10 protein-coding genes are annotated in these 15,780 nt (G+C 39.7%); 6 read left to right on the plus strand and 4 right to left on the minus strand.

The window, feature by feature from the left end; translation table 11 throughout:
- Nucleotides 1–50 precede the first annotated feature (50 nt).
- From N3A72_00060 to N3A72_00070, 3 genes are all read left to right on the plus strand, one after another.
- Entirely contained in the window at nt 51–1,211 is a 1,161-nt protein-coding gene (locus N3A72_00060) for a GuaB3 family IMP dehydrogenase-related protein (GenBank protein MCX7918004.1), read from the plus strand.
- Nucleotides 1,212–1,310: 99 nt separating this feature from the next.
- Nucleotides 1,311–2,786 carry a pyridoxal-phosphate dependent enzyme gene (locus N3A72_00065; protein MCX7918005.1) on the plus strand — a complete coding sequence of 492 codons (1,476 nt, stop codon included), beginning with the start codon at nt 1,311–1,313 and terminating at the stop codon, nt 2,784–2,786.
- A gap of 193 nt (nt 2,787–2,979) precedes the next feature.
- A complete protein-coding gene (locus N3A72_00070) occupies nt 2,980–3,330 on the plus strand; it encodes a hypothetical protein (protein ID MCX7918006.1) in 351 nt (116 codons plus the stop codon).
- 60 nt (nt 3,331–3,390) lie between these two features.
- On the opposite strand, the gene N3A72_00075 is transcribed toward N3A72_00070, so the two are convergent.
- A complete protein-coding gene (locus tag N3A72_00075; GenBank protein MCX7918007.1) occupies nt 3,391–4,782 on the minus strand; it encodes an HD domain-containing protein in 1,392 nt (463 codons plus the stop codon).
- Between the two features lie 141 nt (nt 4,783–4,923).
- Nucleotides 4,924–7,116 carry a HEAT repeat domain-containing protein gene (locus N3A72_00080; GenBank protein ID MCX7918008.1) on the minus strand — a complete coding sequence of 731 codons (2,193 nt, stop codon included), beginning with the start codon at nt 7,114–7,116 and terminating at the stop codon, nt 4,924–4,926.
- A 180-nt stretch (nt 7,117–7,296) separates the two neighbouring features.
- Between N3A72_00080 and N3A72_00085 the strand changes: the two genes are divergently transcribed.
- From N3A72_00085 to N3A72_00095, 3 genes are all read left to right on the plus strand, one after another.
- Nucleotides 7,297–8,904, plus strand: a complete 1,608-nt coding sequence (locus N3A72_00085; protein MCX7918009.1) for a glycosyltransferase family 39 protein — start codon at nt 7,297–7,299, stop codon at nt 8,902–8,904.
- A 79-nt stretch (nt 8,905–8,983) separates the two neighbouring features.
- On the plus strand, nt 8,984–10,249 hold the full coding sequence (locus N3A72_00090) for a sugar ABC transporter substrate-binding protein (protein ID MCX7918010.1): 1,266 nt from the start codon (nt 8,984–8,986) through the stop codon (nt 10,247–10,249).
- 33 nt (nt 10,250–10,282) lie between these two features.
- Entirely contained in the window at nt 10,283–13,549 is a 3,267-nt protein-coding gene (locus N3A72_00095; protein ID MCX7918011.1) for a DUF4962 domain-containing protein, read from the plus strand.
- Nucleotides 13,550–13,922: 373 nt separating this feature from the next.
- On the opposite strand, the gene N3A72_00100 is transcribed toward N3A72_00095, so the two are convergent.
- Nucleotides 13,923–14,876: a hypothetical protein gene (locus N3A72_00100; GenBank protein ID MCX7918012.1), complete on the minus strand. Its 954-nt coding sequence runs from the start codon at nt 14,874–14,876 to the stop codon at nt 13,923–13,925.
- Nucleotides 14,877–14,941: 65 nt separating this feature from the next.
- Nucleotides 14,942–15,715, minus strand: coding sequence for an amidohydrolase family protein (locus N3A72_00105; protein MCX7918013.1), 774 nt, complete (start codon nt 15,713–15,715; stop codon nt 14,942–14,944).
- Between the last annotated feature and the right edge of the window lie 65 nt (nt 15,716–15,780).

Genomic DNA, 15,780 nt, shown 5'->3' on the forward strand with positions numbered 1-15,780 from the left:
CTATTCACTTTGTTTTCCATTCGCCGATTCGAATTCAAGGAGGTTGAACTATGGGTGAATTTATTGGTCGAGGAAGAAAAGCGCGACGCGCATATGGTTTTGACGAAATTGCGTTAGCGCCTGGTGTATTAACCATCAATCCGGATGAAGTAGATATTTCATTTACAATCCGGGATAAAACATTTGAAATACCCATTATTGCGGCTGCGATGGATGGCGTTGTAGATACTAAATTCGCAATTGAAATGGGAAAGCTAGGTGGATTAGCGGTTTTGAATTTGGAAGGTATCCAAACCCGATATCGTAATCCGGAGGAAGTAATTGACCGATTTCTTAAAGCGGAACCCGAACAAGCAACAGAGCTGGTGCAAGAGATATATCGTGAGCCAATCAAAGAAGAATTGATTGTTGAACGAATCCAGGAGATAAAAAAAGCAAATGTTCCCGCCGTGGTTTCAGCAATTCCACAACGCGCAGAACGGTTCGGTAAAATTGCACAAGAGGCTGGTGCAGATATGTTCGTTGTTCAATCTACGGTCGCTACGGTTCGGCATATTTCCACTAAATATCCAGTATTAGATATAGCGAAATTCTGTAAAGAAATGAAAATCCCGGTTATCGTAGGTAACTGTGTAACCTATGAAGCAGCGTTAGAATTGATTGCTACTGGAATTGATGCATTACTGGTTGGAGTTGGTCCGGGAGCAGCGTGTACTACCCGAGGAGTTCTCGGCATTGGGGTTCCGCAAGTTACCGCTACTGCGGATTGTGCTGCTGCGCGCGACTTTTATTTCCAACGGTATGGAAAGTATGTTCCGATAATTACTGATGGTGGGATGAATGTTGGTGGGGATATTTGTAAAGCGTTTGCTTGTGGCGCTGATGCGGTGATGATTGGGTCAGCGTTTGCAAAAGCAAAAGAAGCGCCAGGAAAAGGTTATCATTGGGGAATGGCGACTCCGCATCAGAATCTCCCACGTGGAACTCGTATCTATGTGGGAGTAACCGGTACTTTAGAAGAAATTCTTTATGGTCCAGCACGATTAGATGATGGGTCGCAAAACCTGGTTGGTGCTTTACGTACCGCTATGGGGAATGTTGGCGCTCGAAATATCCGCGAAATGCATTTAACTGAACTGGTTATTGCACCGGCAATTAAAACGGAAGGGAAAATTTTTCAGAAAGCACAACGAGTCGGAATGGGTAAGTAAAATATAAACTACCTACGAAGTACCAAAACATGAATCGGGTCATGATGCATTGGGGATACCGAAATTGGTACTTGATACGAGGTATTTATCACCTGAAACATGATTGATTTAACGATTAACGAAGAACAACTGAACCGAACGATCCAACGAGCGCGAGAAAAAAACATCGTTATCCCTACGTTTGAACAGATGAAAAATCCGAACCTTATCCCCGATACAATCAAGGATAAGTTAAAAAATATCGGGTTATGGGATATTAACGCTTATAATCTTTTTCGGATAACCTGGAAAAATGAACCGGTTACAAAAGGAGGACTTTTTAACGGGGTTAATTTTATTGAATTACCATCTGAACTAACCGGCGTTAAAGCCCGAATTATCGGTCTGCTGGGAAAATGGTTTCCTACCGGCGCACATAAGGTTGGTGCTACGTTTGGCTGTCTAGTTCCCAGATTGGTTACTGGACAGTTTGACCCTACTTCGCAAAAAGCAGTCTGGCCTTCTACCGGAAATTTTTGTCGTGGTGGCGCTTATATTTCTGAACTTCTCTCCTGCGAATCTATTGCCATCTTACCAGAAGGAATGAGCCAAGAACGGTTTGAATGGTTATCGAAAGTAGCTGGCGAAGTAATCCAAACTTCAGGAACTGAAAGTAATGTCAAAGAAATTTTTGATAAAACTTGGGAATTGAGGAAGACGAGAGATAACGTCGTCATATTCAATCAGTTCGAAGAATTAGGTAATCATCTCTGGCACTACGCGGTTACTGGTCATGCGATGGAAGAGGTGTTATCTCAAGTAATGGGTTCGAAAGAACGGTATGCAGGCGTGGTTCTCACCACTGGCTCATCTGGCACAATTGCCTGTGGCGATTATCTAAAAGAAAAATTTCCAACGAGTAAAATAGCTGCTGGTGAAGCTTTACAATGCCCGACCCTTCTGCTGAACGGTTTTGGCAGCCATCGCATTGAAGGAATTGGAGATAAGCATATTCCCTGGATCCATAATGTAAAAAATACCGATATGGTTATTGCGGTTGACGATAATAATACTATGGGAATCATCCGACTATTCAATGAACCGCTCGGGCTGGAATATTTAAGAAAAAAAGGCATACCGCTAGCGATACTTGATAAATTGCCGCTGCTAGGTATTTCCAGTGTAGCTAATATGATTATGGCAATCAAATTTGCTAAATATTTCGAACTGACTAACCAGGATATCATTTTAACCGTTTTTACTGATTCGATGGAATTGTACGGCTCTAGATTAAAAGAACTGGAAAGAAAATTTGGTTCTTACGATACTACGGATGCAGCTATTGATTTCCATCGTAACCTTCAGGCATTAACGACTGACTATATGCAAGAATTAACCTATCCGGATAAAAAAAGAATCCATAATCTAAAATATTTCACCTGGATCGAACAACAGGGAAAGAACTTAGAGGAGCTAGAAGCCCAATGGTATGACCATGAAAATTACTGGGGTAATATTCACCGCCAAGTTGATGAGATCGATAGATTAATTAAAGAATTTAATAAGCGAACCGGAGTTTTAAACCAATTAGTCTAATTAGACTGATTTATCAGAAGAATTGACTTACCGAAAGCAAATTATCCATTGGATAATTTGCTTTTTTTATTCCCCTTGTCTAACTTCATAAATATCGCAAAGACACTCATACCCTCTTCAGTCGCGATAAAGTAATTATACCAATCCGCATCGTAGGATTGGCATTTTATCGGGAAAGGAGGGGTGATAACCAATGATTTCTGTAGAACAAATCATTCCATTACTAGCTGGTTTTTCCAATCGAGTTAACGGACATAAGTTTTCGTTCCATTTTCTTCTAGAGCTCGTTAAAGAAGTAGTTGAAGCAGTCGAACAAGTTTATTGTCTATCTCGAGAAGGAAACAGCAAGGAAAAGAAACAAATCGCATTAGATACAATCGAACATCTTTATCGGCAAATGGGAATTGATATTCCTAAAATACCCGTTTGGCTTGAACTATGGTTTGTTCGCACGATAACCAGCGTAATTATTGATTGGTTAGTAAGCGTATATAACGAGAAAAAGATTTTTAATCATACCCGAACGGTATCAGAAAAAACATAGTTCCAGCTCTTACCTCTGGCATTCATGGCGGACGAGGTTCATTAACCTCGTCCGATTTTATTAAAGATAATCACTGATGCGAATCTGGGCTTCTTCTGGATCAATAACTTGTTCTATAAATACTGGATAGATATTTTCTATTTCATCTTTTTCTGCCAAATCTACCAATACAATGTCTGAATATTTCTGCCCATGTTTATCTGCTATAATCCGGACTTTCGGATGCTCCGGGTCATCTGAATTGGTCTGGAGTACAAGCGCTAACTCACCGGTATTAAGTCTAACCAAACTGCCAACGGGATATGCACCGAGAATGTTTGCAAAATGTTTAACTAATACAGGGTCAAAATCTACTCCTGCCATTTTTTTCATAACTCCTATGGCTTCACTCGGGAGATGTAATCGATTATAGGGGCGATTCGTTGTTATTGCATCATAGCAATCGGAAATTGATACGATTCCAACGAAGCGGTTCCAATCAGTTTTTCGCGATATTGCCGGATAGCCACCGGAATAGTTATATTTCCAATGATGGCCATAAATTAACAATGCCGGAAGTTGCGTGACATATTTTGATTTCAAGATTAATTTCATTCCTTCAACAGGATGTTGTTTCATTATTTCCCATTCATCATCAGAGAGTTTCCCTGGCTTATTCAAAATTTCCGCAGGAATAAATGTTTTCCCTAAATCGTGAAGTAAAGCGCCCATGCCTAATTGGAGAATAAACTCCGCATCTAAGCTTAAATGTATCGCCTGCGCTAAACTTAATATGCAAACATTTACACTATGGGAAAACAAATAGGTATCAAAACTTTTTATTGATGCGAGACTCATTAAAATCGAAGGGTCATCCATTAAACTCTCAACTATCTGCTTGACAATTGGTTTAACGCTATCGACATTAATAACCTTTTCCGTTGAAGCGGTTAACATCGTACTTTCAACCAATTTCGTCGTAGCAGCATAAATCTGTTTCGCCTCTTCCCAGCGCGATTGGGTACTCGATGTTTTCTTTTGTTTTGCCGGTCTACTCACCTGAATATGTGTTACATTACGTCGTAATAATTCATTGTGAAATGCATTCTCAATTTCATCCATTTTCTCTACCGCATGTACCGCATAGACAAATGACCGTAATTCTTCAAATTCTAGTCCAGATAAAAAGGTTATGCTCCCCACTCCGCGCTTCTTAAATAACCCAACAAACTGATGGATTAAAAACGAAGTTTCCATAATCGGTTCGTTCTGATAGAGCAGCTCTTCTTCAACAAAGACAAACGTTACTTCCTTTGATACTTTAATCAAATCAACTAAATTTGCATATACATTTTTTAACCCTTGGTCAACAATCGGATGCCCAGGCGGGTATAATAATGCGTTACTTAATGCAAAATTGAGTTGGGTTATCGTTTCGTTCAATTGTTTAACGGTTATTTCTGAAAGAGCCATAACTCATTGAATTCGAAAAACAAACCTAAAGACCGAAAACAGGTCAACCTGCTCTGAAAAAGCTGGCATGAGAGTTTGGTTTTGCCGTTTTTGAGGTTTTACGTTTATCTTTGATGGTAATATTTGATAATCAAATTTGCTTTATAGTTGTTTCTCTAATGTTTCACAAACGGTTCGTACCGCCGTCCGTTTATCCTTACATCCTGAACGAATCGTCGCCTTAGCTTCTTCTGTACCGATAAAGGCTAATGCTCGGGCGACCTCAATGCGAAGTAAATCATACTGTTGAGCGAATAACCAGTGTTTTTGCTGAAATAATTTTATCAAAGTCGGAACCGCTTGTTCAATCTTATGTTTACCGAGTAGCTGTATTGCCCGCAGTTGAAAACTTCGATTCTTTTTATTTGTTTTCCGTTGCCCAGCATAAGTTATGAGAAACTTTATTGCTTCATCATTGTTCAAGTTAGCGATTCCATCTAATGCAGTTAGCCGAAGTTCCGGATCTTTCTCATTATTAAACCGATCAACCAGCCAGGCAAACGACTGTTGATTAGAAAATTGACTAATCATATAAATCGCTTGTTTCCGCACCGCAGGATGTAATCGCGGAAGAAGATTTATAATCGCGGTTTGCGCTCGTTGCGTAGCAATTTTACCGATGATAAATATGATGTGTTCCTGAACCCGCTCTGAATCCAAATGAACCGATGATTCTAAATATGGAACCGAACTATCTCCGAATCGAACTAGCAGCATTTGTAATGGTTGATATATCGTATGTCCGATACCAATTTTATTAAGTCTATCAACTATTCCGGGGATTGCCGGAGTCCCAATAAGAGTTAATAGCTCGAGGATAATTTGTTGGTTTTCCAATCCAGAAATATCGCTCGATTTTTCTGGAGATAGCGGATACTGACCTGGTACAGGTTGAAATGGTTGAGTTGAAACGGTTTCTAATGCGGTTAATAACTGATTGATTTTTTGCGGATCAATGAGCCAGGTATAGAAATCATGAAGTTTTTGTTGCAATTGTTGTTTTTCTTCGGAGAAATCGCCGAGCTGAACAGATTGCATTAACCGATGTATCGTTCGATATACATCATACAAACAAGTATATTGTCGTGCTTCAAATAATTGATTTACCCCGGTTTGTAGCGCTTGGAGTAATTGGAAAAATGATTCTTTATCTGTCTCTTTTTCTAACATTTCTAGGAGAATAATCACCGATTGTGTCAGCATTCGATAAGTCGGATACTGATTTAATTCCTGCTGAAGTTTAGTAAATTGTAATTCATCTTCTTCCAGCTGACGTCGTTTAATCAATAAATCCATATATTTATTGATTAATCTTTCGGTTCTTTCCCCATCAAGTGGAAGCTGATAGAACAATGAACTGATTTCTTCTAACTGGGCGTGCTGTTCAGATTCACTTGCGGTAATTAAATTAATTAATTCCGAATCATCCAATTTATTCAGGATTTGTTTCACCGCATCAAGTTGTGTTTTATCCACGTGCTTTCCAGTAGTTATGGTATGCAACGCTACCGTTGGGTCTTGATGTAATAGACTTAGCGCTAGTTTCCGGTGTAGTCTGTTTTTTTCTTCTTCAGGACAATTTTCGATAAAATTCTGGATTCGGTTTATCACATTCCGAGTAAGCTCAGCTAACCTCGATACCGAAGCACTACCTTCCAATTGGACGGTTTGTTGAACAGTTTGTGCTTGTAATTCTGCGATTCGCATCGGGTCGTTCATAAACTCGGTTAATAACTGCATTTCAACAGTATCTAATTCTGGAATTGTACCCTGCAGGTATTGGATAATATTCGCAATCCGGTCAGGGGTTGCTTCTAACATCGTAAACGTATCAGGTTCATCTTCGGTAGTTCCAGAACCAGGTGAACCTGGTTGATATTGATATTCCGTGACATCAATGTGCGTAATTTCACGGGAAGCAAGTGCCGGTTTGATTCCGCCTTGATTCCGCAGAAGTTTTACATCAAGTGAAAGCACTTGAATGAATTCTTCCAATTCCTGTAAACTTACCCCGGAATAAAATAAGATACTATTGATCCGTCGTTTTTTTAATTGTCGAACAAATCCACGTACATTTTCATCTTTCATCGAAAGTGGAATTGCACCAAGGTAAAGATTCTCGCCCGAAATATTGAACAGAAGATAACCCTCTGCTGGTATGATCGTCTGAAGTTGTGCCGCTATTTTCTGTAATGTATCTCTTACTGCGGGATGCGATGGTGAATAGAACCAGGTCAGTTTAAGAATACGATTTAAATCACGAACTAGTTGTTCGGTCTCTTTCATTGATTCCATGAATTGCTGCTATAAACATTAAATGATTAATGGCCTCTGCCAATTCTTGCTTTTAGTATATCCGAGAAGAGACTGGCGGTCAACTAAATTCACTAGGAAATAAAAATTAGATACATAGTAAATATTGTTTCCCGAATATTTGCTAACCAGAACAATACGGTATAATATTTGATTATAGGTATGAATACTGGTTTTACTTTCCATAAAATAGATAATTCTTGGTTACTATTAAGCTTAGGAATATGTAGTTATTTTATCCTAATGGTTACGTTCATTTCAACCGCATATCTCGATTTCGGAGATGGGAATTATCTTTATATCTCACAACGGATGTTGCAAGGGATAATAATCTATAAGGAAATCTTGTCTCCGCAACCGCCATTACATTTATTTCTTGGTGTTCTTCTCCTGAAGCTCGGGGCGTGGATTGGGAATCCCTTATTTATTATCCGTTTATATACGATTTTTCTGCGCATAAGTCATGCGCTACTTATTTATGTCGTGTGCCAGAAAATATTTGCATCTGACGATAACAAAAAACATATCGGGTCGTTAGCTGGAATACTCTATTTATTTCTACCGATAGGATTCTGGTGGAGTCGCGGATTCCAAACCGAACCAGAAGAAATCGCATTAATGTTGGCAACCTTATTATTTTTCCTTCGGTTTGATGTTAAAGGAATGGTTCTTGCCAGCGTTTTATCTGCATTCGGTATTTTAACTAATATGACTTTCGCACCATATTTTTGTTTAAATCTTTTTTATGTATTTATCCGTAGTTGGATATCTCAAAAAAAGGTTCCAAATGAGCAATCAAAAAAAATAACATTCCAATCCAGAATTAAATCCTTCCGACTGGTTTTTGCTTATTTATTTCCTGCAATAAGTATTTTGGGGCTAGTCTCTATTGTCATGACACTCTATACTGATGGACAATTTCTGCAGAATGTCATTTTCGACCAGGTTGGCACTTATCCTAAAGAAAATACTCTCCCGTATATGCTTGGAAAAATGAAATGGATTATCGGAATTATCTTAACTCTTGAAGGACCGCTAATTGTATCCGCATTGGTCGGTTTATTTTTTTATCTCCGAAAAGCTAACGATAACCAACAGCATTTTATTCTTCGTCCATCGTCCTATATTTTTATCTATAGTCTCGCGTCTCTCGGTTCATTCATCTTCGCTACCAAAGGCGGGACTGTAGATTATATTTTTACTCTCGGCGAACCTATCGTAGCAATTTTCAGTGCGTTCACGATAATTCTAATCATCGATACATTAACTATATGGATTAAACCGTTATATAGTTGGTCGGTTGGAATAATTCTTATTTTCTTGTTATCATCTCCAGGGATTAAGCAAGATATCTGTACCCTACAGGGAACCAACTATGAATTAGATGAAAAAACAGTCGATAAGGTAGTTACCGCAATTCAGGAATATACGCTACCGGAGGAATTGATATTCGCGCCACCATATTTTGCATTCCTTGCAGAACGGAAAATTGTCGGTGAGTTCTCGGAACAATTTGTCTGGTTTATGAAATATTATAATTATATTCGGTATCGGGAAGGGAACCCGCAGACGATACAATGGATTGCGGCTATGGCACGTGAATTCGAAAATAAACAGGTTAAATTTGTTATGTTAAATATTGACCCGACTCGGGGTCAACAGACTGGGAAAATTTATCCGATTAGGAAAGCAGTGGATGACCATTACCAGCCGATAGGAGAAATTCGGATGCGCAACGAAACATTGACCATATTTTTACCGAAAGAATAACCGCAGAGAACGCTAAGTTTACGGAGAAAACATAAAATTCTCTGCGAGCGCTGCGAACGCTGCGGTTAAATTAATGTATATGAGTTCCTATATTAAAATATTAGGGGTATATGTTCTCGTATTATTATGCATCGGTTGCGGTAAACCAATTGAACAGGGAAATAAAAAGGTTAAAATCCGCTATCTGACGTATGAGGTTATGCCGGAACAGCAGAAGTATCTAAAGCAGATTGAACAGAAGTTCGAGCAAGCATACCCGAATATCGACTTAAAAATCGAGACCTCAACCAGCGGGCTGCAGAAACTCTTGATTATGCTCGCGGGCGGTGATGCGCCGGATGTGTTCCTCTGGAACGATGAAAATATGACCCCGTTAGTTGAAAAAGACGTCATAGCGGATTTAACCCCGTTGATTAACGCTGATAATCTGGATTTAAATGCTTATTTTCCAGAAGTTACAAACGCATTTACGTTTGAGAGTGGTATTTATGGTTTACCGGTTCAATTCGATACCGATGCACTTTACTATAATAAGAATCTATTTGATGCCGCGAACCTGCCGTATCCAAACGAGAACTGGACTTGGGACGATTTCTTAGCCGCAGCAAAAAAGCTCACGAAAGATACTAACCACGATGGTAAACCAGACCAATTCGGCTGTTTGCGACCGGATTATCTATTGGTTGCACGAAGTAACGGCGTTAGACTCTTTAGTCCAGATTTAAAAAAATGTATCTTGAATACTCCAGAAGCAGTCGCAAGTTTAAAGTTCGTTGCAGATATCGAAACCAAATATAAAGTCTGCCCGACGCAGGAGCAGATGCGTGACCGTGCAGGGATTCAGGGTGAAAATCTCTTTGCGACCGGTAAAATTGCGATGTTCGTTGGTCGAACCTATCAAGTAGTTGAATTAACTAAGGTAAAAGAGTTCGATTGGGATATCTGTCCGTTCCCGAAAGGGAAACAAGGAAGGGCATCGCGATTACAGGCGGAAGCGAATTGTATGTGGGTTGGAACCAAGCATCCGAATGAAACCTGGGAATTTATGAAATTCTATTCTTCAGAAAAAGTATTATCTATCACTGGCGCAAAAAAGAATTCTGTTCCGGCGTTAAAATCAGTAGCGTTATCGACCGTTTACTGCAGTCCGCCACCGGAACATATTAAATTGTTCATTGATGCCTTAGCTTATGCGGAACCCGCACCGCGAATGACCAACTATAACGAATTTTTAGAAACGATTTTCCGCCCGGAACTGGATTTAGTTTTCCTGAATCAAAAGAAGCCGGAACAGGCAATTAATGATATTGTCAGCAAAGCGGATAAATTCTTGCAGGGAAAATAAGCATATTGAAATTAATAACTTTGGTTAATTTGTATGCGATTGCAAATTATTATCCTAATCGTTTTCCTTCTTGTCCCCACCATTCTTTTTGCTAAAGAGGTTTGGAAACCGTTATCGCCTGAAACCGTTTTGGTTCAGAGCGAACAAGAATGGAAAGCGACAAAAATTGCGAAAAATGTATACGATCAATTAGTTATCCAGAAAAAGGTTGATTTGTCCGTTAAAGAAAAAACTTTTTTTTCATTTCGATACCAGATTCATACCAATCGAGAAATCCTTTACCTCCAGGTTACGTTAATCCCCCTAAAAGGGGAACCCTATTTCGTTATCCTACATCGTCCGACTCCTGACGAATGGCATACCGTGACGTTATCCCGCAACGATTTCCGCACGTTCAATTATACGATTCCGAACTCGGATATGAAAATCAAAACGATTGAACTGAATTTACATACTCGCCAGAATAAATATTTTGACCCGGATTTAGCCGAGAGTTCTAAAAATTTATCCTTAAAGGGATATCAATCTTCAACTAAAGTCGAGTCGAAAAATATCATTCCAAAATCGGATGAAATAGTGATTATTGAATTCAGTGAAATCCAAATAGATAAAACAATAAAAGAAGTAGCTAGGCTTGAATCCTTCTTCTGGCCGAAAAACGGAGAACTGGTTACCGCGAATCCGCCGTTTTTCAACTGGCAGAAAATCCCCGGGATTGATTCCTATACTATTCAATATTCGCAAGATTCATTATTCTTTTCAGGAACGGTATATAGCTATCATATCTCCCAGAATTATTTTACTCCTGATGCTCTTCTCGATACCGGCCGATGGTATGCACGGTTGGAATATCGTAGCAATAAAAAATTAGAATATTCTTCGGTGATATCATTTCTGGTGACTAAGCATTCACGCGCATTTATTCCGCCGCATTTACCGGAGAGAATCAATCAATCGCATCCGTATTTATATATCACTCCAGATATAATGACGACATACAGAAATGAAAAGTCAGGAGTAAAAAAAGAGTTATGGTTAACGATTGATAATTACGTTCGTACTATCTCATATTGCTTCGTTCCCGAAGAACCGGAACAATATCCTAATGGAATCTGGAATTATGAATATTGGCGGAACATGGTTGATAAAAGCGGAGCGGCTCAGAACCATATTATCTTAAGTGCGTTCCATTATCTGTTAAGCGAAGATACCGTTTCCGCGGAGAATGCGAAACGGATTATGTTGGAGGTATCGAAATGGGATATTGATGGTTCAACCGCGGTTAGAAGCTGCGACCACGCTGCGCAAGCGCTCTTGTATAGTCTATCCATCGGTTATGATTGGCTCTATGACTATCTAACTCCGGAAGAACGACAGCTAATTCGGAATTGCATTGTTTCACGAGCTGAACAGATGGCAGCACATCTTAATCCAATGCAAGCTGACCCGACAAATAATCATCCTTGGTTCAATGCGTCTGCGCTTGGTATCGCTGGACTGGCGGTATACAACGAGCTTGCGGAAGCAAAAGATTGGGTTGAATATACCAAACAACTTTATTGCGGTGTATTCCTTTGTCTCGGCGGACAAGATGGAGATTGGCACGAAGGGATAGATTATTGGTCATATACTTTATTTTTCGTTTTCCAATGGCTCGATTGTTTACGGAGCGCTACCGGGCTGGATTTATATGCATATCCATGGCTGCAGCATACCGCACGATATAAAATAGTTACGCATCCCCCACAAAGTTTAGGGGTTCCTTTTGGTGATAGCAAATCTCGTCCACCGAACGAATTTGATGCACTGATTATGCTGCGACTTGCCAGTCGATATCAAGATAACCTTGCGCAATGGTATGCGAAAGAAATTATTAGATCTCCAATTAGAACTTGGCATGTATATTTTTATCTCTGGGATGACCCGAGTTTACCATCATTTGCACCGATAAATCTACCGAATACTTCAGTATACCGCGATTCAGGAATTGTGGTATATCATTCGGATATGACAAATCCTGATGAAACGATGCTCGCATTTAAATCCGGTCCATATTTTGGGAGACGGGCGGGGCACGCGCATCCTGACCAAAATAGCTTTGTTTTCTACGGTTATGGTGACCCATTGCTGATTGATTCCGGCTACTACGATACCGGCAAGGGGAATTATTATGGCAGCCCGCATCATCGCGGTTGGACAGTTCAGACAAAGGCACATAATACCATTTTAGTTGATGGCTATGGTCAAGCGATATACACACCCGGCGCGGATGGCAGCATTACGCAATTTTTAAATCTCGGGACTATGGCATATTTCGCAGGAGATGCTTCAAGTCCGGAAATATATAGTAGCCGATTAACTCATTTCGTTAGGTATATTATTGCTCTCGATAACAGGTTATTTTTTATCTATGACAACGTCGCTAGTAGTCAGCCGGTTCGATATGATTGGTTGCTCCATTCGAGCTATCCATTTTCCATTGAGAAAGAAGAAAAACGAGTTAAAATTATTGGCAAGAAAGCGAAATTGTCGTTGCAATTCCTAAATCCTGAGAGTTTAAGTTATACCTTATCATCAGGATTCTATCCTCTAGCAGAACGACCGAAACCAACCGACTTTCCAGACCAATACCATTTCTCAGCGTATCCGCGCTTAGATGCTAAAATTGACTGGGTGAATGCATCAACGTTCGGCAATCCGGAACAATATACGAACCAACCGTGTATTAAAAAAGAAGCGATGACGTGGCTCGCTGCAATATATCTAACTCCTCTCGGAGATACTACTGAACTAAATATTATGCCTATTTCTACCTCGAATTGGCTTGGTGGAACAATCCAATTACCGGAACAATATTATCATTATCTTCTCTCTCGGGATTCGGGGATAAATAAACTCGAATATCGGGGATATTCGTTTACCGGCAAAGGAGCGGTTATCGGGTTATCTACCACGGGGAAAGTTAATCGGTTATTCCTGCTTGAAGGTAGAGAAGTTAAAATGCTGGGAATGAGTATGTTTAATTCGACTACTCCAGTGACAATATTAGGTGAAATCGAAAAGAATCACGCTAACCTGCAACTAGCAGTTACAAAAGACGCTACGATTGACTTAATCCCCCTTGGTGAGCCGAAAGAAATTTATATCAATGGAATTCTGCAAGCATCAGGAAGCAACCTTTGGAAATATAATTCTGCAACTGGCAAAATCCAACTTTTCCTACCTGCAGGAACACATACCATTGCGGTTACCTACCTTGCCGACGAATTTGACTCGTTTAAACTCAACTCTGATAAATAAGACATATTTAATTAAAAATTAGTTACGAGATTAAATCTACCATGTATCAATAAAATAAGTTATTTTATGCCAAATTTTGCAATAGGCGTTCTTCTTTTCTTATATCAACTCTTGCATAATCAGGGAATTCGGGGTTAAAACCCCAAGATTTATGTATGCACTTTTTTCTCCGAGATAAATCTCAGGGCTATTCACTCCTCGGAACAAACTAGCTCCTATCTTCAGATAGGGGAGAGAAGCGTCATCCAGAGCATTCAGAGTATCGGATATTAGTCCATTAATTGTTGCTAATGCAAAATTGGGGGGTATATGGAATTTAAGTTGATTTGATAAAATTAAAGCAAGCGTAGTATTATTCTTAAATAGCCAGAGTTTATTCTAAAATTGCCTCAAAATCAATCAGTTCAATTGGGATAACATTTAATAATTCAGCCATAGGTATTCCGGTCGCTTGAGTTGGAGTGAACTCTAAAATCCAACCTATCGTTGGGCAGATATCGATTTGCGATCGGATTTTATTACTAACATAATTCTTTTTGAAATCCGGACCTACTGCTAAAAACATTAGATGCCGGCATCCATCGCAGTCATCTCCGTGGTGAGCGAATCCACCGTGGGTATCGCCATGCCGACCGTGGTCATTTGTTATGATTAAATCAGTATTATCCCGATAGTAAGTATCGGAAGTGATTTTACTCCAGAGATTATAAACGAGACGGTCTGCATTGAAAATCGCACTAGTATAACTACTCCAATTACCGGAGTGACCGGCAACATCTACATCACCAAGATTAACCAAAACCAGTTTTGGATGATAAAGGTTCATAATCGTAGTGAGTCTATCGAAAATTTCATTATCGGTACCATTTGCGGCAACCATCGCGCCATATGGAGCGCCATCGTATCCTGAGGTTGTTGTGCTATAGGAGAGGATATTCAATTTCCCTTTTCCCACCACCACCCAGGTTAAAGTAGAGTCAATTCCCTGTTGCTCGCGGTAATATTCAAAAAATGTCCGATGATATGGCCGTTGGGTTCCGTCATTAGCTATATCCTGCCACGTACCAGATTCGATACTAGCATGCCCGGAATTGGTTACCGTTATCCCGAGATTATAGAAGCTGGTATTAATCGAACCGAGTGGTCGGAGGTCGTTCCAGATATGCGGGATAAGACAATGGTCAACATTCGATGAATTATCCCCAAACGTTTCAGTATACCGGGCACCATCTATAACAACGACAAATACATTCTGGGTTTGATATGCTCCGACTCCCGATGCGTATAAACCAATAAAACCAACTACCACAAAATAGGTTAACCGCATAAATTTTGATTATTAATTCATTTTCCTGTATGATAATAATTTTAGCGTATTTCTTTTCCTGTGGTTTATCGGTTACCGAGGATTTTCTCAATATTACCAACCAATATCTGGTTGACTAACTCTTGTGAGAACGCTAAATTTTGCATAAACTGCGTATATACTTCAATAACATGTGGGATTTTTTCATACGCAGCGTCAACGCCAAATAATAATTTTGATTGCGCTTGTTTCCAATAGACGAGATTATCGAAAAATGATGGCGGTTTATCTACTAGCGAAAATATCGCCCAGCTTAAATCGAAATATACATTCGGATTCATCGCAGCTACACAACACGCTTCATCAAACCACGGCGTACCTAGATGAGCGCCGATAATAGGTATCTCCGGAAATGCACGCGCAATTCCATCTAGATATATTGGTTGCATTGTTGCCGAATCAGTACCGTAATCTTTATCCGTTGGAATTCGGGCTGCGATTCCGGTATGAAATAAAATCGGCATTCGATACTTTGCCGCTTTTTCATAAATCGGATAGTATTCCTTTTCATTATACGGCTTACGGGGATTAATAATTTTAAGTCCTTTAAATCCTTCTTCATAAAGATAATCTACTCGGGATGGCGCATCGATACCAAGCCGAATATACCCAAATCCTACAATAAACTCTGGATATTTCTGAAACGCCTCCCGTACCGCATCATTCCCCGGCTGGGAATATTGTTCACCGCAAGCGGATAAACAGACTTTTTTTATTCCGTTCTTTTTAGCAATGTTAACCAAGGTTTCGACCGCATTCGGTTCACTGTATAAATGCTGATGTGCATCAATCAATTCCATACCATTATTTTCCTTTCTGATAGATAACCCCGCTTTTATTCTACCTGTTTTTTGCCTAGTCAGTC

Source organism: bacterium (genome assembly GCA_026416715.1).
Taxonomy (GTDB): domain Bacteria; phylum UBP4; class UBA4092; order JAOAEQ01; family JAOAEQ01; genus JAOAEQ01.